Below are 22,438 nucleotides of genomic sequence, written 5' to 3' on the forward strand. Positions count from 1 at the left end.
TAGAAACCACGTGATTTCTAGTAGCTTTAAATGATGTCTTTATTATATCAAAATTTCTTGTTTTTGAATAGTTTTAGTATCTGTTTAAAGTATGTTATAATAAAGAATATTCATAACAGTGAGGTGATGATATTGGCATCACGTATGGAAAAAAATCATGGGAAAAAACGAGAGCTAGAAGAAAAAACGCTTTTCAAAGATCCTGAAACATTAACACCAGAAGATAGACAGTTATTAGATGAGATGTACCAAGCACATCTTAAAGAGCAAGAACAAAGAGAAAGAGAACAATATAAAATCAATCGATTAAATGATATGAACCGATTTTTAAATTGGGGCATCGTTATTGTCAGTATTTTATTATGTATTGTTTTATATGTTGCATTTACGATTTTGAAATAAATAACATTTTACAATGTTTTACAAATAGCGTTATATCAACGTTTATCACTATTGATAACCCACATAAAAAATTACATTTTATATAAACTCTTGGTCATTTCTTGGTCAAAAACAATACACACAACCACAGTCAAAAAAGGATAATAACACATATAAAAGCCCTCATGTTCACGCATGAGGTTTTTTATTTTAAAGGGGTATTTGTACAAGGAAAGGCTAGTCGTGGTCTATAAGCACATGCTTTTTTATTATTTTAGTATGGGGCATTAAACAAAGAACACAATAACGAGCGACTGTATACATAGGTTTGCTTATGCTTTAGTGCTTGCTATTGTGTTGTTTGTTTTCTCTTTGTTCGTTCTCTGTTACTGTATCATCAAACAGCTATATCTTTTGTGTTTGCTCGTTCTCTAATGATTGGTTGCAAGATATTCAATACTTCTTGTATAACTTCATAACGCCCACAAATACGCTTATCTTTTAATAATTGCATATTGAAGAATATGTCTTCTTCCTCACGCCGATATTTCAAGTACAATACTTCTAATGTATCCATGCAACCACCTCATTTTATATTATTTTTTCATGCTCCTATTATACCATAATCTCATACGTTCAACCTTTAAACGCCTTTATGTGCTGTCATAAGTGCTTTACCACTGTTTCAAAAAATGAAAATGGTTTATATAGACGATAAAAGAGCCTTACACTTATGATTTTTCACCCCCTTTTTAAAAAAAGGTCGCCCACTTGGAAAAAGCCCTATTCCTCGGTTTTCAATAGGTCGCTTTACACTTTTTTTAGAGTGGGGGGCATATGCTGATTGTCGTGTCATTTTTACCACTTTTTTTACATGTATTTTTTTACTAAAAAATCAAATGGTACAAACGTTGATATAATAACGTTTCTAGCACTTTTTACACTCCAATTCAACATAATGTAGCAATTTCAAAACCCTTGCTACGCTTGCTTTCATAGCTTGAGTTAAACATATCTTATATTCTGTTTAATTCACGAACTCCCTCAAAAACCTTTATTTAAAAACCTTTTTAGAGTATGGCATATCCCCAATTAACATATTATTCATTATGTTTAATTGATACTTAAAAAAGGGTTATTATGCTTTTGTTGGTATGTTTTCATAAGTTTTACATTTCCTACTGAACACGCTCCCCCCCTCACGAGAATTTTTTTGAATTTTTGAACAGGCATGACCCCTCACCGCTCCCACTGTGGAAAATAATTACGAAAAATTTTGAGTGGGGCTATCTATAAAGTTTTTTATAGCGTATAGCAACGCATGCCATGCTTACAGACGCATTATAAGAGCAATTCAATACACAATGCGTATAACTGTACGTCAAACACGCACACAATCACGTTATCCTATTGTATTTAATCTATCGTTTATGTTTCTTTCCCTTATTATCTACATGACAGTTAATGATGTAAAACACACCCAACACAAAATGTATATTATTAAAAATATTCATTCTAAAACATTTGATTTATACAACATAAAAAAGCAGTCTTTGAAGATGATACACAATGTTTTTTTAGTATTCATATACTTGTCTATATCAACCTAAAACATGAACCGTTAGACAATTAAATGAATTACTTAATCTAACGGCAACCCTAGCTAGCTTAGTTAATTATTCAAATCATTAAAAAATAATACCTACAACGCATTTTTACATCGCCTAATGCATTTATACCTTTCTTGTCTGAAAATAGCATTTAGCTATTGTTTTTTTAATTCTAGCAATAGATTTAGTCGTTAGCCTATTCTCACATACAAACATAACCATGTTGCTAGCGTGATGATATGCTTGTTTTGTTATCCCTAGTTTTTCGTCCATAGGTCGTCCTTGTCTATATATTTTTGTCATTTCAAATGACAAAAACCCAAATCTTTCTAGGGTTGAAAAGTCACTAAAAAAGGGCATTATATTTTACATATCTTAAATTGTGTTAAATATGTTTCAGTCGCTAGAACCCTTTTAAAAACAAGGGTTTTCTAAACATCGCATAAAAACATATTTACAAATTTTTCAAAACGTTAAATATAACCTTTTCCCTTACCCTTTGCTTGACGTCCTTTATGTATTCAAGCCTAAATATCTACCCTAAATCATCATGAGCATTTTACCCTTTATCCTAATTCTTAAAAAATAATGCCTACAACGCATTTTTGTATCGTCTGATGTATTTATACCTTTCTTGTCTAAAAACGTCATTTAGCTATCGTTTTTTTAATTCTAGGTATATAAACAGTCACTAGGTTATTCTTGAATGTTAAAATAGCGTTTAGATTGTTAATTGCTAAAGGTTTATGATGTTGTGCCTTTTATATTATTAAAATAAACTAATAATAAATAACTCCAACGTCTTAAGACGTTGGAGATTGTTTTTTTTATTTTTTATTATTTATTTTCTTTTATTTCTTTTATTTCTTTTATTTCTTTTCTTTTATTTATATTGCAAAAACCCCAGTTATTTACACAAAAAACTACAAAAACCCTAGTTATTGTATACAAAAACCCCAGTTATTTACGCAAAAAACCCTAGTTATTGTATTTTATTTTGCAATAACTAGAGTTTTTTCTACAATAATTTTCTTACCCCTCCCCACAAAAATGTGGCTACCCTCATGAAGAAAACGTCACGAGGTATACGAATATTTTTTCACGGTATGAATTTATTTTCGTAAGGTTGGTTATGTAGCACCTAACAGTGTTCAAATGACAACACAAAAAACACCCTAAAGAATACTTGTTTTAGGGTGCTATTATGTATGAATTTGTCTAATGTTAAAATTGTATGATTATACAATTTCTTAAAGTGTTTCAACAACGTCCGTATCCTTTAATAAATTTAGTCGTTCTTCTATAAAAATTTTAGTCCGTCTAAAACCTTGCATACTCCATATATACCTTTTTTGAACACCTCTTGATGTTAGTATACCATGCTCTTTGTGTATTTGTTCATCAAATAAGTTTACTTTTATGGTTGTTTCAATGATTGTATGTACTTCTTTTTCTGATAAATCGGTCACTTCTGAAATATCTAAATCTAATTTATCATCATATTCAACATAGTACCCTTTATCTCCGTAAATTATCGTGAGTAACACAAACCAAACAGTAATACCATTTGTTCCACATTCTCTTTTTAATCTTCTAATTTTCGTATCGCTAAGGAAATTCACATCTAAAGGAAAATATTTCAAGTTGAGTACAAGTGGTCTAGCCATGTTATTTTTCCTCCGTATCTTCTGTTGTGATTGTGGTTAATTCTAAATGTACCCTTATATCATTTTCCCTATTTCTAAAATGGAGTATGTATGGCTCGTATCGTTCAAAGTCGTTGTATTCTGATGTTTCTAAATCGTCTGCTAGTTCTCTTAAAACATTTGAGATGTATTTATCTTTTTTCATTGTCCTTAGTAAACGTTTTTCGCCATATTTCTTTTTCCGTTTTTTTGTCATTTGTGTTAACCTCTTTCTTTTGATTTCATCATCTTGCTTGTGATGTCGTTGTATACGTCATAGCCTATTATTTTGATTGCTTGTGATAAACTGTTCGGCTTTCTATACCCTTTGTTAAAACAATGATTAAATGTGTTGTCATAAATTTTTGTTGCTCGTTTTTGTCCATAACGTTTTGATAAAACAGCTATGTCTGTTTGTTTTTGTTGTTTTTCTCTGTCTGCTTTTTGGATATACTCCAGTTCTTTTTTTGTATATGTCTTGGCTAATCTATCGTCTAATAATTCTAATAATCTAAATGCAACGGCATAGGTTAAGTTTTGACTGTATGGCTTTGTTTTTTCCACTTCGTCTATAACGTCATTGATAAAGGCACATTTGCCTAAACCAATCAATAAATAATGTTTGTCTATATCGTTTAATTTTTCATTTATCATGTTTTACCTCAGTTTATAGTCTTTTATTTTGTCTATGTTGGTTTAATCGGTCATTATCGTACATATCCGACAAACAAAGTGCGATATTGTCCAGTACATCAACAATCTTCGTTAGTTGTTCGTATTGTGTTTCCATAACCTGTTGTGATAAATTTGCAAACACTTCTTTATTTTTCAAAAATATATAGGTTAAACTATCGACCATGTGTTTGTTCATTTCTACAATGAATTTTGTTTCGTCCAACCGTGAAACGATACCGTTCAATTCTTCTTTTGTTAGCATGTTTTTATCTCCTTTATAACAATTCTTGTTCTCTGTATTCTTTTAAGGATACCTCATCGTTCATATCGCTTAAATAAAGGATTATGGTGTCTAATTCCTCAAGAGATTTTGTTAGTTGTTCGTGTTGTGTTGAGAAAAACTTATCTGCCATACATGCGAACATTGCTGTTTCTTTTATGGAAACATAGGATATAGCGTTTCCTAGGTGTTGAAACATCTCTAGTTGAAGTCTGATACTACTGATACGGTGAATAATTTTGTCCATTTCTCTTTCTGTTAACATGTTTTTGTTCTCCTTTTCTTATTGTGGCACTTGTACATCTTTGATTTATTTGTTACAATACACAAAAAAGGTCATACGCAACGGTATATTCTTTTTTGTGTCATGGTTTATGGTAGCGTGGGGCTATCATAAGCCTTTTTTTATCCTTTTTTGACTGTGGTTGTGACTGTGGTTGCAATCTTTTTTATTCTTTTGTTAATTCAATGATTTTGTAAACATCTTCTATATCGTACCGATACGTTTTTCCTATCTTGATACGTTTTAAGCCTAATCTTCGCCATTCTTGTAGTTGCTTATCGCCAATGTTGAAGTTTTCCATTAAGTCTTTTTGTATGACGTATCGTTCTGCTGGATTGTATATCTCGCTTTTAGCTTGTAGCATGGCTTTTCTGTTAATCGCTAAAAATGAACTGTACAACGCTTTTTGTTGTTCCTCGGGTAAATAGACTTGCAATGGCAAAACGTTTGTTGTTGCACTCATTTTTTGAACCTCCTTATGCTCCTAATACTATTTGTTTAGTTGTTTCATAGTCTGTATTCAATTCAATTAAACTAATGATTAAGTTTTCATACTTGCTATATATGTTTAGTTCTTCTGCTTTTAGCAAGTCTAAAGCCGTTCCTTTACCTTTTCTTGTTACCCTTAGCTGCCTAGCATTCAATCCAGTAACCTTTTTTAGCAATAAGTCCGTCACGGCTTTATAACTCCATGGGTTGTTATAACGCCAGTTCTTTATAGCGTCCATAAGCGTTTTACGTTGAGGTTTCTCTAATGCTCTAGAAATTTTGAAATTCTCTACCTCTTTTCTTAATTCAAAAAACGCTTTTACTAGCTTTTCCTTAAAATCGGCTACTTGTTCGGTGTTCTTTAAAAATGTTATTAATAAAGTTGCTTGTTGTTCGTTTAAAATATAATCTTTTGAATGTTGCCCACTTTTCATAGGTTGGATTTTAAATCCAACCTTTCCAAAACGTTCAATATTTTTTCGTATCGTTCGTGTTACTGTATGTCGTTTTACGTCTGCACAATCGGCTACGATACTAGATAATGTGTAAGGCTCTTTCTTACCGTCTATATAGACCAGTTCCATTTTTTATCTCCTTTCAAAATTATTCTAGGTTATTTTACGGATTTAAAATCCGTAAAATAGCTTGGATTTTAAATCCAACCTCGCTTTATTCTCTCCTCGACCAAAATTTGAGTGCATTTTTTATTTTAAACTCCTTGATACATAAATTGTAACCGTAAAAATACTTTTGAATACTTCTCTTTAAAAAAATATATCCTCAAGCGTGATATTAGGGAATAACGGTAATAATAAGTTTTTGAATATTATTTTTTCCTCGTCTTTAAAATAATTCTTACCGACTTCTTTATTATGATATGCTTGTTTTGTTATCCCTAATTTTTCACCCATTTGTTTTTGATTTAAACCTAACATATTTCTGTAACCTTTTATCTTATTTTTAATATCCATACAAACGCTCCTTTACTTTTGAATACATCTACATTTTACATTTATTTTTCATTTTGTCAATACTTTCATTTACTTTTTTTAAAAAAAAGGTTATTATATACACGGAGGTACTGTAAAAAATGAATAGGAGTAATATAGAAGTAGGCTTACGAATAAAACAAATAAGGCTATCCTTAGGGGAAACTATGGAACAATTCGGTGAACGTTTCAACACTAGTAAAGGCACTGTAAATAATTGGGAAAAAGGTAGAAACTTTCCAAATAAAAAAAATCTCTTAGAAATTGCACAACTTGATAAAATAAGCGTTGATGAATTGCTATACGGTAATATCTTAGAAATAGCTAGAAAAGAAATAAATTCAACAATAAATTTCTATAAAAGCATAGGTTTTAATTATGTTGATTTTGATTACATTAGCCAAAAGGTATTTGATGAGTTTAAAAAAGAATATTCAGCATATACCCAAATTTTTGGCAAGACAAATAATCATACATCTTTTAAATCATTGCCTAAACTAAAAGAAAGAGTAAAGGAAGAAGTACATGCATATACAAGGCATGGACAATTTACTATTTTAAATAGGTTACAAGACAAGCTACTACCTATTTTAAAGTTTATACAAGATACACAACACGACAAAAGACTTAACGACAAACAAAAACAAGTATTAGACAATACAAAAAGAACAATCATAGAATTAGGGCAAAATATGCATGCCGTTCTTTCTGAGGAATTTGAAGAACCCTACATGATGAACTTTTTTGATTTATCTAATAAAAGATAATTTTGATATGAATTATAAACTTAATTCGTTAACCCTTGATGACAACAAACCCATAGAGGAATAACTTACTTATCAACTTTTTTTCATTTTTTTATATTAAGCAATTTTATTATTTATCCTTTTTTGACTGTGGTTGTGTAAGAAAGGAAAAGAAAAAATGATAAAAAAATACACAAAAAAAGATGGTTCTACTGCTTATATGTTTAAGGCTTACCTTGGCATTGACCCAATCACAAATAAACAACGACACACAACACGACGTGGGTTTAAAACCATGAAAGACGCTAAGCTAGAATTAGCAAAATTACAAACAGATATACAACAAAACGGTTTGATGAGTAATGACGTTGTGACCTTTCAAGAGGTCTACGAGTTGTGGTTAGAGGGCTACCAAAACACCGTAAAAGCTAGTACGCTATATTCAGTAGAAAATTGGTTTGAACTACATATACTACCGCATTTTGCCCATTTAAAAATAAAAAAAATAAGCGTGACCTATTGCCAACGCTTTGTTAATGAATTATCAAAATATTACGCTAATTTTTTTACGATTGTTGTATATATAAAAAAGGTACTTGAATACGCCATAAAATTAAACATTATCACAAATAATGTTATGGCAAACATTCAAATACCAAAAAAAACAAAAAAGACTGTAGATAAAGTATATTATGAAAAGAGCGAACTTGCAACTATTTTAGATACTTTAGAACATTCAGAAGATAAACAACTATATACAGTCATTCGCATATTAGCATTCACTGGTATTCGTATCAATGAGTGTCTAGCGTTGAATTGGTCGGATATAGATTTTACCCAAAATACTATTCATATATCCAAGACGGTAGCATTTACAAAAGATAAACTTGTCATACATTCCCCTAAAACAAAGACAAGCGAACGAACGATTACTATTGATAAAAAAACGGCTAACATCATCAAACTTTGGCAAATACAGCAACGTAAAGAAATGTTGATATTAGGTTACAACACAAGCGACAAAAACCAGTTATGTTTTACAACAAACAAAAATAATATACTCTGTTCGGCGTTTATCCGTACAAAGTGGACTAAGTTTACACAAAAAAATAATATTCCATATATAAAATTGCATGGGTTTAGACACACACATTGTTCTTTATTATTTGAAAGTGGTGCAAGTATCCAAGAGGTTCAAAACCGATTAGGTCATTCTGATATAAAAACAACTATGGATATATATGCCCATGTGACTAAAAATCAGCTTGATAGCATGGCGGAAAAATTCCAACAATACATTAATTTTTGAATGGTCTTAGTCATTTCTTGGTCAAAGTGCTTTGCCATATAAACAAAAAAGATTAGAAACCTTGATACAATAGGTTTTTAAACATATTTTATTTTTAAATACTATAAGTTGCATTTACGAAATAGGAAAGGTAGAGAATAGATGAAAATAGGAATTATTGGTGCTATGGCACAAGAAACAGTTTTGTTAAAAACAAAGATGAGTGATATTGTTGAAAAACAATGTTATCATTTAACATTTATTACGGGTCAATTGTATCAACATGATATTGTACTAGTACAGTCCGGTATTGGAAAAGTTAATTCAACAATAGCAACGACACTATTGATTAGTCAATTTGACGTTGATTATGTGATTAACACTGGTTCGGCAGGTAGTCTGAAAAAAGGCTTATCCATTGGAGATGTTGTGGTGTCTAATCAAGTAGCCTATCATGATGCAGATGCAACGGTATTTGGGTATAAAGTGGGACAAATCCCTCAAATGCCATTATATTACAAAGCGAATGAACAGTTAATGGCACACGCACAAAAAGCAATCGAAAAAGTATCTTTGCGAGCTAATGTTGGTGAGATTGTATCGGCAGATACATTTGTAGCTGCTCCGGAAAGTATTGCGCGTATTCAAAAATATTTCCCAGATGCTCTTTGTACAGAAATGGAAGGTGCATCTATTGCCCAAACATGTCATGTATTAGGAGTACCATTTGTTGTGGTACGTGCCATTTCAGATAATGCAGATAATGAAGCACCTGTTTCATTTGATGAATTTATTGTTACAGCAGGTGAAAAATCAGCACAAATGGTCTTAGCGATGTTGGAGGATATGTAATGGAATGTTTAATTGTCATTGATTATACGAATGATTTTATTGATGATAATGGGGCGTTAACATGTGGGGAAAATGGGAAAGCGATTGAAGAAAAGATTATGGAACTGGTTAAGACCTTTAATAAACGTCAAGACTATGTTATTTTTGCGATTGATAAACATGAACGTAATGATGTGTATCATCCTGAAACAAAATTATACCCACCACATAATATTGAAGATACACAAGGTAGAGTATTATATGGAAAACTGGAACAATATGCAAAAGCTCATCCGGAATGTTATCAAATGGCCAAACGCCGTTATTCTGCTTTTTCAGGGACAGAGTTAGATCATCGTTTGCGTGAAAGACATATAGAAGTTATCCATTTATGTGGGGTATGCACAGATATTTGTGTTTTACATACAGCAATTGATGCTTATGAATTAGGCTATAAAATTGTTATTCATGAAAAAGCCGTCGCAAGTTTTAATGAAGATGGACATCGGTTTGCATTAGACCATTTTGAAAAAGTACTTGGTGCAACAATAGAAAGAGGATAGCATGAAAATTTTGTTTATAGGTGATATAGTTGGAAATATTGGTCGTGAAATGCTTGAAGAAACATTACCAAAATTAAAACAAAAATATCGTCCTCAAGTAACCATTGCCAATGCAGAAAATGCAGCTCATGGTAAAGGTATTACTGAAAAAATATATAAGCAATTACTTCAAGCAGGTATTGATGTGATTACAATGGGAAATCACACATGGGATAATAAAGATATTTTTGATTTTATTGACCGTGCGCCAAAACTTGTAAGGCCGGCTAATTTTCCTAAAGCTGTCGCAGGTAAAGGCTATACGATTATTAGCGTGAATCAACTTAAATTGGCTATTATCAATCTTCAAGGTAGAGTTTTTATGAACGCTTTAGAAGATCCATTTAAAATTGGTAAAGAAATTGTGGAAGAATGTCGCAAATATACTCCTCATATTTTTATTGATTTTCATGCAGAAGTAACAAGTGAAAAACAAGCATTGGGGTGGTTTATGGACGGTCTTGCCTCTGCTGTTGTTGGGACACATACGCATGTTCAAACGAATGATGCACGTATTTTACCGAATGGAACAGCATATTTGAGTGACGTGGGTATGACTGGAGCGTATGACGGTATTTTAGGATTAAAAAGAGAAAATATTATCGAGCGATTTCAAACACATTTACCAGCTCGTCACGAAGTGATTGATAGTGGTCGAAAAATTTTATCGGCATGTTTTATTGAACTAGACGATGTGAGTGGTAAAGCGAAAAAAATTGAAAATATTATGATTAATCCAGATAGACAATTATAATAGAAACAACACATTTAAAATTTATGGATAAGAGAATAATGTTAAACGAGTGTTTTTACTTCTTAATATTACTCTCTTACTCTTTTTTCTTGGGATGATAAGGAGGATTTCATGATAGAAACACCATTTAAGCAAGCATTTTTTCATAGTTTACCCATTTGCTTAGGGTATTTATGTCTTGGAAGTGCATTTGCTTTGTTGATGTTACAATCGGGATTTCAATGGTATTGGGCAGTTTTGATGAGTATTGTCATTTATGCAGGCTCTATGCAGTTTGCATTAGTGTCTTTATTAGCAGCACAAACACCATTATGGTTCATTGCGTTGATGACTGTTGTTATCAATGGCAGGCATCTGTTTTACGGTATTCGATTTGTTGAGTTATTCAAAAAAATGGGTTGGAAATATCCATACATGATTTTTTCATTAACGGATGAAACATTTTCTGTCTTACTCGGTGTCAAATTGACAGATGAGCATCAAGATATTGCCTTTTATATTGCGTTATTCAATCATATTTATTGGATTAGTGGGACAATATTAGGATGTATTTTGGGGAATACATTGCCTATTGATATGAAAGGTGTCGAATTTTCTATGACGGCTTTATTCATTGTGATTGTCATTGAGCAGTGGAAGCAATCAATTTCTAAATTGCCTTTTTTAATAGGGGGAGTAACAGGTCTGGCAATGATATATCTATTCGGGACAAAGTATTTTTTGATATATAGTTTATGCTGTATTATTTTTTTACTCGTCCTTTTTTATGATAAAAAACAAGGAGAAAATATGGTATGATATATGTACTACTGGGGATAATGATAGCTAGTTTTGTCACTTTTTTTATTCGTGCAATACCATTTATTGTCTTATCAAAAATGAAAAAAGTACCTAGCTTATTAGAATATTTAAAAGATGTATTGCCACAGGCAATCATGACACTACTTGTGTTGTATTCAGTCAAAGATTATTTATATACAGATACAAAAACAATGTTGACTGTATGTATAATGAGTGGGGTTGTCGTACTTTTACACCTTTGGAAGAGAAACGTACTATTAAGTGTACTAGTGCCAACTATTTTATTTATGATGCTTATTTAAATAAGCGTTCTTTATTATTTTGTGCTTAATTTTAATGACCAACATAGGACGAGATGATGGTAAGTGACTCTTAGCAACACAAGACAACATTTTGTCACATAATGAGTAAAAAATACAAAAAATAAATGGGGGAAAAGGGTAGTATGTAACGAATAATCATAATTTTTGGTATAAAAACCAATAGATATAAACAGCATAGTCTTATCAATCATTAAAGTTAAGAGTGTAGGATACTTACTGTATCTTACAAAAACAACTATTAAGCTGATTATGTAAAATGTATACTTGGTAAAGTATCTACATTTGTTTGGAATGTTATGTGAAGTAAGGAGAAACGAGCCATGACTTATCATTAGGAGGAAGAACAATGAAGTATGGTTATGTACGGGTATCCACAAAAGAACAAAATATAGATAGACAAATGACAGCGATGCTTAAAGAAAAAATAGATAGAAAATATATTTATATTGATAAGCTATCAGGAAAAGATTTTAAACGTCCTATGTATAAAAGAATGGTAAAACGAATGCAAAAGGGGGATGAGTTAGTTATAAAGTCAATAGATAGACTAGGAAGAAATTATGACGAAATCATTGAGCAGTGGCGCTATTTAATTAAGGAAAAAGAAATTGATATTACTGTTTTAGATTTTCCATTATTGAATACTAACTCAGAAATTGACAATATTACAGGTAAATTTATTTCTGGATTGGCACTGCAAATACTGTCTTATGTGGCTCAAGTTGAACGAGAAAACACAAAGCAAAGGCAAATGGAAGGTATCGAAGAAGCAAAGAAAAAAGGAATACAATTTGGTAGACCTAGGAAAAAAAGACCAAGTTATTTTCATGAATTTTATACTTTGTGGAAAAGAAAAGAAATCACAATTCGAGAAGGTGCAAAACAATTAGGGGTATCTAAGACCACATTTCATAATTGGTTGCAAGAGGAATATGAGGAAGCACACGAATTGAATAAATATAGATAGCAAAAGAGGTAAATGGGTACATTAGTATCCACTTACCTCTTTTATTTTAAGCAAAACGTACAAGATATGTGAGATTTGTTTATTTTTCTTTTAAAAGGCTGAAATTTGTATGTCTGCTTGCTTCAAAAATCATGGATGTATCTCGTCTTAATTCACTGTTTTTCTCATAATCTAATTGGAAAATACATGAATATAAAACATCGAGTAAATAGGTGATAGAAGCATCATTTGCATATGTGGCAATTTTAGAATACAAACGTTCTCTAGTAGACATTTTTAAGACGCAATGTGCTAGTTTTGAAATACTGCTTTCTCCAATATTGGTGATGACAATCATAGGAACTTGTTTCCGATGTAATAGTTGAGCAATTTTAACAATAGTTTCTGTTTCCCCAGAATAACTAATGATAATTGCACATTCTTCTTTATTGGCAAGAGTAGCTTCAAACATTGCTTCACCTTGAACAGTATGAACATCCACTCTCTTTTTAATACGAGCCATGTTGTATTTAAATTCTTGAGAAATTAATAGATTATTAGAAAGTGCGAATAAATGTGTGTAGGTTGCCTTTTGTATGATAGATACAGCTTGTTTTAAAGTGGCATAATCGAGTAATGAACAAGTGTCTTCAATGGCTGATTGTTCCAATAAAGCAATTTTTTGAGCTACCTTTAAAAGATTATCTTGTTTTGTGAACGGATAGTTCGCATCAATTTCAAAATGATGATTTTCCCAGTATTTTAATTCATTTAAATAAGCTTCTTTAAAATCACTCCACCCATTAAAATGAAGTCTTTGAGCCACTTTCACAATTGTTGATTTTGAGCTATATGTTTCTTTGGCAATTTGGCTAGTTGATTTGTATTGAATATTCAATTGTTCTTTTAATAAATAGTCTACAATAATTTGTTCACTATTTGTGAATTTTAAGTTTTCTAGTTTTTCTTTAATTAACATGATAACTCCTTAATTTGAGAACAGTGTTCGCAATAAAAACACAAAAAACAAGCAGAAAAAAGAACGGTGTTCGTAAGTGCTTTCATTGTGTTTCTTTTTCTTATCTCTGATGTTATCATACTTTCGTAAAGATAGAAAGCAACAACTTTTTATCAAACATATTATTGTCAAAGAGGTGCTTTATGAATTATAAAGATTTAGCGCAAACGATTTTGAGAGAAGTCGGCGGCAAAGAAAATGTGTCAAGTGTAATACATTGTGCAACACGTTTAAGATTTGTTTTAGTAGATGAACAAAAAGCGAATACAAACGCTCTAAAACAGACACCGGGTGTAGTTGGTGTCGTACAAAGTGGTGGACAATATCAAGTCATTATCGGTAGTGATGTTGCGAATGTGTACCGTCCTTTAGTTGAGTTAGGTGGCTTTAAGGAAGAAAAAGAAGTGGATACTACGCAATCACAAACAATCGGTGCTAGATTGATGGCGACGATTTCTGGTATTTTTACACCAGTTTTACCAGTTATTACAGCAGCTGGTATGATTAAAGCAGTTTTATCTTTATTAGTTGTGTTCAAATTAGTGACAACAAAAGATCAAAACTATCAAATTCTTAACTTTATTGGAGATGCAGGATTTTACTTCTTACCAATTTTCTTAGGTGGAACAGCAGCTCGACAATTTAAAACAAACCAATATTTAGGGATGTTAATGGGAGCATTTTTATTACACCCAACATTTGTCGGTTTAGTAGCAGCAACAAAAGAATCAGGTGCGGGTATTCATTTGTTTGGTTTACCAATTACACCAGTAGGTTATTCAGCAACAGTTATTCCAGTGATTTTATCGGTATTATTCATGAGTTATGTGGAACGCTTTGCGGATAAAATTTCACCTAAAGCCATTAAGTTTTTCTCTGTTCCATTGATTACAGCATTAGTAACATCTGTTGTGACATTTACAGTTTTAGGACCAATTGGTGCGATTGTTGGACAATGGTTAGGTTCATTCTTTAAATTCTTAGAAACATTTGGACCATGGGTTGTACCAACAGTTGTAGGTATTTTCTCTCCATTCTTAGTTATGACAGGAACGCACTATGGTTTAGTGTCTATTGGTATCAATAATCGTGCGACGATTGGGTATGATACAGTCGTACAACCAGGAATGCTTGCATCAAATGTTTCACAAGGTGGGGCAGCTTTAGCGATTGCATTTAAAACAAAAGACGTAAACAAAAAAGCATTGGCATCTTCAGCAGGGATTACAGCTATATTCGGTATCACTGAACCTGCTTTATACGGGGTGACATTACAAAACAAAGCAGCTTTAATCGCAACAATGATTTCAGGTGGTATTGGTGGTTTCTTCTTAGGTATTATGAACGCACGTAACTTCTCAGGTGGTTCACCAGGTTTATTAACCATTACAAGTTATATCGGTGAAAATACATTGTATTACTTGTACGTTGCTTTAGCAGGCTTAGTATTATCTGTGGTATTATCTTTTATCATTACGTATGTTTTGTATAAAGAAGAATCAGTTGAAAAAGTAAGCGAAAATTTACAAACAGATCGTATTGTTTCTCCAGTAAAAGGAAAAGTTATACCATTAAGTGACGTGAGTGATGCAACATTTGCTTCTGGTATGTTAGGGCAAGGGGTTGCGATTATTCCAGAAGAATCAACAATTTTATCTCCAGTTAATGGAGAGATTGTTGCAATCTTTGATACAAAACATGCGATTGGATTAAAAACAGTTGATGGTATTGAATTGTTAATTCACATTGGTTTAGATACAGTGAATTTAAAAGGTGAAGGTTTCAAACTATTGGCAAAAGTAGGCCAAACAGTAGCTGTGGGTACACCACTTGTTGAAGTTGATTTTGATAAAGTTGATGCAGCAGGATACGAACGTGTAACACCTATTCTTGTGACAAATCAAGAAGCTGTAACGTCAATTACGCCAACAGAGAACACTTCTGTATTTGCAGGAGAGGAATTATTTAAAATCAATAAATAGGGAATTTCCCTAAATACGTGTTCCCATTTTTGACTATTTCAAAAATGGGAACCATTTTATAAAGGAGATTATCATGGTAGCGTTAAGAAAAGATTTTTTATGGGGTGGTGCAACGGCAGCCAATCAAGTAGAAGGAGGCTACGATAAAGGTGGCAAAGGATTGGCGAGTGTGGATGTCATTCCACAAGGTGAGTATCGTTTTCCTGTGATGAGAGGAGAGCTATCCTATAAAGATGTACCAGAAGATACCTATTTCCCTGCTAGAGAAGGCATTGATATGTATACACATTACAAAGAAGACATTCAGTTAATGAAAGAAATGGGATTTAAGGCATATCGTTTTTCTGTGTCATGGGCAAGAATTTTTCCAACTGGAGAAGAAGAGCAACCAAATGAAGAGGGATTAGCTTTCTATGAGGACATTATTGATACTTTATTGGAAAATGGTATTGAACCGGTTGTAACGATTTGCCATTTTGATGTACCGCTTCATTTAGTAGACACATACGGTTCTTGGAAGAGCAGAAAAATGATTGATTTTTATGTTCGCTATGCAACAGCACTGTTTACTCGTTTTAGCCAAAAAGTAAAATATTGGATGACTTTTAATGAGATTAACATGTTATTGCACTTACCATTCATGGGAGCAGGTATATCTTTTGAATCAGGCGAAAACAAAAATCAGGTCTTGTACCAAGCAGCTCATCATGAATTAGTTGCAAGTGCATTGGTCACAAAAGTTGCAAAAGATATAAATCCAAATATGCAAATTGGTTGCATGATTGCAGCTGGACAATATTATGCACAAACAAGTCATCCAAATGATGTATTAGATGCGGCAGAAAAAAATAGACATAATTTCTTCTTTGTTGATGTGCAATCAAGAGGGGCTTATCCGAACTATGCATTAAAACAAATGGAACGAGATGGTGTTGTGTTGGAAATGGCATCTGATGATTTAGAGATTTTAAAACAAAACACGGTTGACTATATTGGTTTTAGTTATTATTCGTCACGCTTAACTGGAACATTAGAACAAAATTCAGAAAAAACAAGTGGTAATGTGTTCCCAACACTGATTAATCCATACTTGAAACGAAGCGAATGGGGCTGGCAAATAGACCCAGTAGGTTTGCGTATCACAATGAATGCATTGTATGAGCGTTACAACAAACCACTGTTCATCGTTGAAAATGGGCTAGGTGCCAATGACACAGTTGATGAACATGGACATATTGAAGACGATTATCGCATTGACTATTTACGTGAACATATCAAAGAAATGAAAAAAGCTGTTGAGTTAGACGGTGTTGATTTAATTGGTTATTTGCCATGGGGTTGGATTGATTTAGTATCCGCTTCAACTGGAGAAATGAAAAAACGTTACGGATTTGTTTATGTAGATAAAGACAATACAGGAAATGGAACGCTAAAAAGAACACCGAAAAAATCATTTGATTGGTACAAGCAAGTAATTGCGTCAAACGGAGATGTATTATAAAGCAAATATTTGAACAGTGGATAAACTTAGTTATTCACTGTCTTTTGCTTTTCGTTAAAAAAATTGGACAAAAAGGATATAAATTTTAATAAATAGAAAGATACGGATTTAAATACATTCTTACTATTTGATTTGGAATTTCTTATGTTTTAGACATAACATTTAATGTGAAGGAGAGGTTTTGTTGGTTTGACTATTGTATTGAAAACGATAATAGAGTAGAATAGAAAAGCGTACCTATGGGGGTGGGTACACTTATTGAATTAACTAATGAGAGGAACACAATTAAATGAAAAAACAAATCAATTATATCACATTGATGATACTATTTTTGAGTCTTTTTATGCCGAGTATTTCTGCTTTTGCAACAGGAAGAGATTTAACCAATCAAGTGACATTAAGCGATATAATTATAAAAGACAGCTCTGGTTCAAAACCATTGTCTGGAACAAATAATACACAAACAGGAACTACCAAAACACTAAATGCGAAAGTGTTTTTTACAGGTAAGTATGATTTATCTTCATTAGGTGCTACACTTGCATCTGGCGATTATTTTACAGTAAGTGTACCTGAGTATATTCACTTAGTTTCAGGTTCATATCCACTTATTCATCCAGAAACGAATATTCAGTTAGGGACAATGGTATCTGATTCAGATACAGGAAAAATTACAGTGACCTTTAATGAAAATATTGAACAAGAAGCAAATGTAAAAGGAGCATTTTCTGCAGAATCAACATTGAGTTTACAAGAAGGAAGTAATCAGTTTACATTTCCAGACGGCTCAACGTACGAGGTGGTATATAATTATGTCGAAAATCCTTTAGATGCTTATAAAATAATTGGAGAAAGTATTTTTAAAGTTGGTTATAATAGCAATGAAGAAACACTAGGTTGGTAAGTACGTATCAATCGTCAAAAATATGATTATAGAGATACAAATGTTACGGTAAAAGACAATATCAATATTGAAGATAATACATTAACAACCTATTTAAAAGATTCATTTGTATTAAAAAAAGTAATATTTGATAATCAAGAATCTTTTTTACCAGATGTCACATCTGAAGAAAATATATCAATCACAATGAATAAAGAGGAGTTTGACGCAGCACCTGCTGGAACAATCGCTTTATTAACCATAAAAGACGGTGGAACCGCATTTGAATTAAATTTAGGGAATGCTGTTGGTACAAATAGCTATCTTTTAGAATATCGTACAACAAATCCTGGAGATCAAACAGAAATAAGCAATGCTGTATCGTTATTAGTTGGTGGAGAAGCTCAAAAAACATTTGACTCTTATAGAGGAAAAGATAATACAGCTACTCAACATACTCAAAAACAAATTGCTATACAAAAAGCTGGTGCAACCATACAATCTGATTTAACTGGAAAAATTAAAATCACGAAGTATGATGCTGATGATGCAACAATATTATTAGAAGGTGTTGTATTCGTTGTTACAAAAGAAGATGATACTTCTATTTCTTATGAAATCACAACAGATAGTAAAGGTGTTGCGATTACACCAGAATTAGTTCCAGGAACATATACTATCGTTGAGAAAAAATCTAAAGCAGGATATATTTTAGATGTCAATCCAAAGCGTGCAGAAATGAAAATAGATAAAACACCTGTTCGTTTGAATATTTCTAACAAAAAAGATACTGCTGTTAAACCAGTAGATGTAACGGTAAAAGCTAAAAAAGAACTAACAGGAAAAGCATTAACAGACAATCAATTTACCTTTGAATTGAAAAACGGTGATGCAGTCGTAGCCACAGCGACAAACAAAGCAGACGGCACGATTACATTTACTCCACAATATTTTGATGCAGAAGGAACATTTACTTATACAATCGTAGAAAAAGATGATAAACAAGCCAATGTGACGTATGATGTAACAGAAAAACAAGTCAAAGTCGTGGTAACAAAAGGTGACAACAATCAACTAGTGGCAACTGTCACATATGATGAAGCAGAAACAACACCAGTCTTTACAAACACATATACAGAGCCAAAAGCAACACCGGTAGATGTAACGCTAAAAGCTAAAAAAGAACTAACAGGAAAAGCATTGGTGGACAATCAATTTACCTTTGAAGTGAAAAAAGGTGATGAAGTTGTTGCCACAGCGACAAACAAAGCAGACGGCACGATTACATTCGATACACAACGTTTTGATGCCGAGGGAACATTTACTTACACAATTTCAGAGAAAAATGATAAGCAAGCCAATATCACCTATGACGCAACAGTAAAACAAGTCAAAGTCGTGGTAACAAAAGGTGACAACAATCAACTAGTGGCAACTGTCACATATGATGAAACAGAAACAATACCAGTCTTTACAAACACATATACAGAGCCAAAAGCAACACCAGTTGATGTAACGCTAAAAGCTAAAAAAGAATTAACAGGCAAAGCGTTGGTGGACAATCAATTTACCTTTGAGTTGAAAAAAGATAATGCAGTAATCGCCACAGCGACAAACAAAGCAGACGGCACGATTACATTTACTCCACAACATTTTGATGCAGAAGGAACATTTATTTACACAATTTCAGAGAAAAATGACAAGCAAGCCAATATCACCTATGACATCACAGAAAAACAAGTCAAAGTCGTGGTAACAAAAGGTGACAACAATCAACTAGTGGCAACAGTAACCTATGATGAAACAGAAACAATACCAGTCTTTACAAACACATATACAGAGCCAAAAGCAACACCAGTTGATGTGACGCTAAAAGCTAAAAAAGAACTAACGGGCAAAGTGTTGGTGGACAATCAATTTACCTTTGAATTGAAACAAGGTGATGCAGTCGTTGCCACAGCGACAAACAAAGCAGACGGAACGATTACATTCACTCCACAACATTTTGATGCCGAGGGAACATTTACTTACACAATTTCAGAGAAAAATGATAAGCAAGCCAATATCACCTATGACGCAACAGAAAAACAAGTCAAAGTCGTAGTAACAAAAGGCGACAACAATCAACTAGTGGCAACTGTCACATATGATGAAACAGAAACAATACCAGTCTTTACAAACATATATACAGAGCCAAAAGCAACACCGGTAGATGTAACGCTAAAAGCTAAAAAAGAACTAACAGGCAAAGCGTTGGTGGACAATCAATTTACCTTTGAATTGAAACAAGGTGATGCAGTCGTTGCCACAGCGACAAACAAAGCAGACGGAACGATTACATTCACTCCACAACATTTTGATGCCGAGGGAACATTTACTTACACAATTTCAGAGAAAAATGATAAGCAAGCCAATATCACCTATGACGCAACAGAAAAACAAGTCAAAGTCGTGGTAACAAAAGGCGACAACAATCAACTAGTGGCAACTGTCACATATGATGAAGCAGAAACAATACCAGTCTTTACAAACACATATACAGAGCCAAAAGCAACACCGGTAGATGTAACGCTAAAAGCTAAAAAAGAATTAACAGGAAAAGCATTAACGGATAATCAATTTACCTTTGAATTGAAAAACGGTGATGCAGTCGTTGCCACAGCGACAAACAAAGCAGACGGCACAATTACATTCGATACACAACGTTTTGATGTAGAAGGAACATTTACTTATACAATCGTAGAAAAAGATGATAAACAAGCCAATGTGACGTATGACATCACAGAAAAACAAGTCAAAGTCGTGGTAACAAAAGGCGACAACAATCAACTAGTGGCAACTGTCACATATGATGAAACAGAAACAATACCAGTCTTTACAAATACATATACAGAGCCAAAAGCAACACCAGTTGATGTAACGCTAAAAGCTAAAAAAGAATTAACAGGTAAAGTGTTGGTGGACAATCAATTTACCTTTGAGTTGAAAAAAGATAATGCAGTAATCGCCACAGCGACAAACAAAGCAGATGGAACGATTACATTTACTCCACAACATTTTGATGCCGAGGGAACATTTACTTACACAATTTCAGAGAAAAATGATAAGCAAGCCAATATCACCTATGACGCAACAGAAAAACAAGTCAAAGTCGTAGTAACAAAAGGCGACAACAATCAACTAGTGGCAACTGTCACATATGATGAAACAGAAACAATACCAGTCTTTACAAACATATATACAGAGCCAAAAGCAACACCGGTAGATGTAACGCTAAAAGCTAAAAAAGTTTTAGAAAATAAAATGTTAAATGGGCAAGATTTTATGTTTGTCTTAAAACAAAATGATACAGTTATTGAACAAGTATCGAATAAACAAGATGGTAAGATTTCATTTACACCATTATCATTTGATAAAGTAGGTACATATTATTTTGTGATGAATGAAGTTATTGGAGATAATGCAAATATTACTTATGATATGACACAAATAGCTATTACCATTACAGTGACAGAAGAAGCTGGAAGATTAGTAGCAACTGTTTTATACAATGGAGTATCAGATGAACCAGTATTTGTAAATACATATCATACACCAACAGTACCACCAAAAGAACTACATTCAAGTAAAACAATGACAATAACTACTACACAATCTCGTGAAAACGAGAAACCAGTTTTACCAAAAACAGGAACAAACACAATTTTGTCATCTATATTGATGTTAGTTGGTTTTAGTTTAGTTTTAACATCAGGTATTGTGTATCAGTATCGTCAAAAATCATGATAAATTCATTTAATAAAATAGATTTTTTGTCAAATTGTGGTAGCCAGTTTTACTATTACTAAAACAGAACTAAAAAAGTGTGAAACACCAGGTAGGCGTTTCACACTTTTTATTTTAATTAGGCTCTTCGTCAAATTATGTTGGTGGAGAGAAATAGTGGGTATGTTGGTAGTGAATGGCATTAACCATTCACTACCTTTTTCACATTCTTTTTCTGCCATTGGGAATGGTGTTGTATGATTAAAATACGTAATCTAAAATAGGAAAAACGTCTATAGCCATAGGCAATGCGTTTGATAACTTTAATATGATTGTTGATAGCTTCTGTGATACCGTTTGAATAAGGTGTGGTAAAAGCTTGATAAATACCATTCTGATAGGTTTTAAAAATATCAAATTTCTTTCTAAACCACTCTGGTAATGTCGAGTCAATATGATGAATAACCTCCATAAATAAATCAAAATCTCGCTGTCTATAAGCATATCTCAACTCTTGTACAAACTCATATGCTTGTTTTAAAACAGGACTATAGTCTAATAATCTATCAAGGATTTGTGCGTGTGTCAGATATGTTTTAAAGGATT

Annotated in this window: 24 protein-coding genes; 13 read left to right on the plus strand and 11 right to left on the minus strand. The window is 32.6% G+C overall.

The features are described from left to right. Positions 1–132 precede the first annotated feature (132 nt). Positions 133–402 (plus strand): hypothetical protein, encoded by a 270-nt coding sequence (locus tag GMA11_RS04315; RefSeq protein ID WP_163545993.1) that lies wholly within the window; start codon positions 133–135, stop codon positions 400–402. A gap of 376 nt (positions 403–778) precedes the next feature. On the opposite strand, the gene GMA11_RS04320 is transcribed toward GMA11_RS04315, so the two are convergent. The 9 genes from GMA11_RS04320 to GMA11_RS04360 all read right to left on the minus strand — a co-directional run bounded on the left by GMA11_RS04320 (position 779) and on the right by GMA11_RS04360 (position 6,374). Continuing rightward, positions 779–958 carry a hypothetical protein gene (locus GMA11_RS04320; protein WP_163545994.1) on the minus strand — a complete coding sequence of 60 codons (180 nt, stop codon included), beginning with the start codon at positions 956–958 and terminating at the stop codon, positions 779–781. A 2,283-nt stretch (positions 959–3,241) separates the two neighbouring features. Further along, positions 3,242–3,658: a DUF4373 domain-containing protein gene (locus GMA11_RS04325; RefSeq protein ID WP_163545995.1), complete on the minus strand. Its 417-nt coding sequence runs from the start codon at positions 3,656–3,658 to the stop codon at positions 3,242–3,244. Position 3,659: 1 nt separating this feature from the next. Further along, complete coding sequence (locus tag GMA11_RS04330; RefSeq protein WP_163545996.1) at positions 3,660–3,893, minus strand: hypothetical protein; 234 nt, start codon at positions 3,891–3,893, stop codon at positions 3,660–3,662. 5 nt (positions 3,894–3,898) lie between these two features. After that, positions 3,899–4,330 (minus strand): hypothetical protein, encoded by a 432-nt coding sequence (locus GMA11_RS04335; RefSeq protein ID WP_163545997.1) that lies wholly within the window; start codon positions 4,328–4,330, stop codon positions 3,899–3,901. Between the two features lie 13 nt (positions 4,331–4,343). Continuing rightward, on the minus strand, positions 4,344–4,613 hold the full coding sequence (locus GMA11_RS04340; protein WP_163545998.1) for a hypothetical protein: 270 nt from the start codon (positions 4,611–4,613) through the stop codon (positions 4,344–4,346). A 13-nt stretch (positions 4,614–4,626) separates the two neighbouring features. Then, positions 4,627–4,896, minus strand: a complete 270-nt coding sequence (locus GMA11_RS04345) for a hypothetical protein (protein ID WP_163545999.1) — start codon at positions 4,894–4,896, stop codon at positions 4,627–4,629. Between the two features lie 184 nt (positions 4,897–5,080). Then, complete coding sequence (locus tag GMA11_RS04350) at positions 5,081–5,377, minus strand: hypothetical protein (protein ID WP_163546000.1); 297 nt, start codon at positions 5,375–5,377, stop codon at positions 5,081–5,083. Between the two features lie 13 nt (positions 5,378–5,390). Beyond that, on the minus strand, positions 5,391–5,987 hold the full coding sequence (locus GMA11_RS04355) for a Rha family transcriptional regulator (RefSeq protein ID WP_163546001.1): 597 nt from the start codon (positions 5,985–5,987) through the stop codon (positions 5,391–5,393). A 180-nt stretch (positions 5,988–6,167) separates the two neighbouring features. Beyond that, a complete protein-coding gene (locus tag GMA11_RS04360) occupies positions 6,168–6,374 on the minus strand; it encodes a helix-turn-helix transcriptional regulator (RefSeq protein ID WP_163546002.1) in 207 nt (68 codons plus the stop codon). 119 nt (positions 6,375–6,493) lie between these two features. Between GMA11_RS04360 and GMA11_RS09305 the strand changes: the two genes are divergently transcribed. From GMA11_RS09305 to GMA11_RS04400, 8 genes are all read left to right on the plus strand, one after another. Next, the gene (locus GMA11_RS09305) at positions 6,494–7,159 is read left to right on the plus strand and encodes a helix-turn-helix domain-containing protein (RefSeq protein ID WP_240332467.1); all 666 of its coding nucleotides are present in this window, start codon (positions 6,494–6,496) and stop codon (positions 7,157–7,159) included. 157 nt (positions 7,160–7,316) lie between these two features. Continuing rightward, complete coding sequence (locus GMA11_RS04370) at positions 7,317–8,447, plus strand: site-specific integrase (protein WP_163546003.1); 1,131 nt, start codon at positions 7,317–7,319, stop codon at positions 8,445–8,447. A 141-nt stretch (positions 8,448–8,588) separates the two neighbouring features. Further along, complete coding sequence (locus GMA11_RS04375) at positions 8,589–9,278, plus strand: 5'-methylthioadenosine/adenosylhomocysteine nucleosidase (protein WP_163546004.1); 690 nt, start codon at positions 8,589–8,591, stop codon at positions 9,276–9,278. After that, positions 9,278–9,820, plus strand: a complete 543-nt coding sequence (locus GMA11_RS04380) for a cysteine hydrolase family protein (RefSeq protein ID WP_163546005.1) — start codon at positions 9,278–9,280, stop codon at positions 9,818–9,820. Before GMA11_RS04375 ends, GMA11_RS04380 begins: the two co-directional genes overlap by 1 nt. Before the next feature lies 1 nt (position 9,821). Further along, on the plus strand, positions 9,822–10,613 hold the full coding sequence (locus tag GMA11_RS04385) for a TIGR00282 family metallophosphoesterase (RefSeq protein WP_163546006.1): 792 nt from the start codon (positions 9,822–9,824) through the stop codon (positions 10,611–10,613). Between the two features lie 111 nt (positions 10,614–10,724). Then, positions 10,725–11,411, plus strand: coding sequence for an AzlC family ABC transporter permease (locus tag GMA11_RS04390; RefSeq protein WP_163546007.1), 687 nt, complete (start codon positions 10,725–10,727; stop codon positions 11,409–11,411). Next, entirely contained in the window at positions 11,408–11,716 is a 309-nt protein-coding gene (locus GMA11_RS04395; RefSeq protein ID WP_163546008.1) for a branched-chain amino acid transporter permease, read from the plus strand. The genes GMA11_RS04390 and GMA11_RS04395 overlap by 4 nt, the downstream gene beginning before the upstream one ends. A gap of 367 nt (positions 11,717–12,083) precedes the next feature. Further along, the gene (locus tag GMA11_RS04400) at positions 12,084–12,704 is read left to right on the plus strand and encodes a recombinase family protein (RefSeq protein WP_163546009.1); all 621 of its coding nucleotides are present in this window, start codon (positions 12,084–12,086) and stop codon (positions 12,702–12,704) included. 79 nt (positions 12,705–12,783) lie between these two features. On the opposite strand, the gene GMA11_RS04405 is transcribed toward GMA11_RS04400, so the two are convergent. Next, entirely contained in the window at positions 12,784–13,662 is an 879-nt protein-coding gene (locus tag GMA11_RS04405; protein WP_163546010.1) for a MurR/RpiR family transcriptional regulator, read from the minus strand. Positions 13,663–13,844: 182 nt separating this feature from the next. Between GMA11_RS04405 and GMA11_RS04410 the strand changes: the two genes are divergently transcribed. From GMA11_RS04410 to GMA11_RS04425, 4 genes are all read left to right on the plus strand, one after another. Then, positions 13,845–15,683 carry a beta-glucoside-specific PTS transporter subunit IIABC gene (locus GMA11_RS04410; RefSeq protein WP_163546011.1) on the plus strand — a complete coding sequence of 613 codons (1,839 nt, stop codon included), beginning with the start codon at positions 13,845–13,847 and terminating at the stop codon, positions 15,681–15,683. Between the two features lie 73 nt (positions 15,684–15,756). Then, a complete protein-coding gene (locus GMA11_RS04415; RefSeq protein WP_163546012.1) occupies positions 15,757–17,184 on the plus strand; it encodes a 6-phospho-beta-glucosidase in 1,428 nt (475 codons plus the stop codon). Between the two features lie 289 nt (positions 17,185–17,473). Then, positions 17,474–18,088 (plus strand): Ig-like domain-containing protein, encoded by a 615-nt coding sequence (locus GMA11_RS04420; RefSeq protein ID WP_163546013.1) that lies wholly within the window; start codon positions 17,474–17,476, stop codon positions 18,086–18,088. A 186-nt stretch (positions 18,089–18,274) separates the two neighbouring features. Continuing rightward, positions 18,275–21,853, plus strand: a complete 3,579-nt coding sequence (locus GMA11_RS04425; protein ID WP_163546014.1) for a Spy0128 family protein — start codon at positions 18,275–18,277, stop codon at positions 21,851–21,853. A 181-nt stretch (positions 21,854–22,034) separates the two neighbouring features. On the opposite strand, the gene GMA11_RS04430 is transcribed toward GMA11_RS04425, so the two are convergent. After that, positions 22,035–22,438 (minus strand): transposase (locus GMA11_RS04430; protein ID WP_163546015.1); only part of this gene is annotated, 404 nt, incomplete at its 5' end.

Origin of the sequence: Granulicatella sp. zg-ZJ (assembly GCF_010892355.1) — a bacterium.
Taxonomy (GTDB): Bacteria; Bacillota; Bacilli; order Lactobacillales; family Aerococcaceae; genus WM01.

Bases quoted from the DNA above. Each gene is read 5' to 3' on its own strand.
- GMA11_RS04320 (WP_163545994.1), bottom strand. From the start codon at position 958: ATGGATACATTAGAAGTATTGTACTTGAAATATCGGCGTGAGGAAGAA.
- GMA11_RS04325 (WP_163545995.1), bottom strand. From the start codon at position 3,658: ATGGCTAGACCACTTGTACTCAACTTGAAATATTTTCCTTTAGATGTG.
- GMA11_RS04330 (WP_163545996.1), bottom strand. From the start codon at position 3,893: ATGACAAAAAAACGGAAAAAGAAATATGGCGAAAAACGTTTACTAAGG.
- GMA11_RS04335 (WP_163545997.1), bottom strand. From the start codon at position 4,330: ATGATAAATGAAAAATTAAACGATATAGACAAACATTATTTATTGATT.
- GMA11_RS04340 (WP_163545998.1), bottom strand. From the start codon at position 4,613: ATGCTAACAAAAGAAGAATTGAACGGTATCGTTTCACGGTTGGACGAA.
- GMA11_RS04345 (WP_163545999.1), bottom strand. From the start codon at position 4,896: ATGTTAACAGAAAGAGAAATGGACAAAATTATTCACCGTATCAGTAGT.
- GMA11_RS04350 (WP_163546000.1), bottom strand. From the start codon at position 5,377: ATGAGTGCAACAACAAACGTTTTGCCATTGCAAGTCTATTTACCCGAG.
- GMA11_RS04355 (WP_163546001.1), bottom strand. From the start codon at position 5,987: ATGGAACTGGTCTATATAGACGGTAAGAAAGAGCCTTACACATTATCT.
- GMA11_RS04360 (WP_163546002.1), bottom strand. From the start codon at position 6,374: ATGGATATTAAAAATAAGATAAAAGGTTACAGAAATATGTTAGGTTTA.
- GMA11_RS09305 (WP_240332467.1), top strand. From the start codon at position 6,494: ATGAATAGGAGTAATATAGAAGTAGGCTTACGAATAAAACAAATAAGG.
- GMA11_RS04370 (WP_163546003.1), top strand. From the start codon at position 7,317: ATGATAAAAAAATACACAAAAAAAGATGGTTCTACTGCTTATATGTTT.
- GMA11_RS04375 (WP_163546004.1), top strand. From the start codon at position 8,589: ATGAAAATAGGAATTATTGGTGCTATGGCACAAGAAACAGTTTTGTTA.
- GMA11_RS04380 (WP_163546005.1), top strand. From the start codon at position 9,278: ATGGAATGTTTAATTGTCATTGATTATACGAATGATTTTATTGATGAT.
- GMA11_RS04385 (WP_163546006.1), top strand. From the start codon at position 9,822: ATGAAAATTTTGTTTATAGGTGATATAGTTGGAAATATTGGTCGTGAA.
- GMA11_RS04390 (WP_163546007.1), top strand. From the start codon at position 10,725: ATGATAGAAACACCATTTAAGCAAGCATTTTTTCATAGTTTACCCATT.
- GMA11_RS04395 (WP_163546008.1), top strand. From the start codon at position 11,408: ATGATATATGTACTACTGGGGATAATGATAGCTAGTTTTGTCACTTTT.
- GMA11_RS04400 (WP_163546009.1), top strand. From the start codon at position 12,084: ATGAAGTATGGTTATGTACGGGTATCCACAAAAGAACAAAATATAGAT.
- GMA11_RS04405 (WP_163546010.1), bottom strand. From the start codon at position 13,662: ATGTTAATTAAAGAAAAACTAGAAAACTTAAAATTCACAAATAGTGAA.
- GMA11_RS04410 (WP_163546011.1), top strand. From the start codon at position 13,845: ATGAATTATAAAGATTTAGCGCAAACGATTTTGAGAGAAGTCGGCGGC.
- GMA11_RS04415 (WP_163546012.1), top strand. From the start codon at position 15,757: ATGGTAGCGTTAAGAAAAGATTTTTTATGGGGTGGTGCAACGGCAGCC.
- GMA11_RS04420 (WP_163546013.1), top strand. From the start codon at position 17,474: ATGAAAAAACAAATCAATTATATCACATTGATGATACTATTTTTGAGT.
- GMA11_RS04425 (WP_163546014.1), top strand. From the start codon at position 18,275: ATGAATAAAGAGGAGTTTGACGCAGCACCTGCTGGAACAATCGCTTTA.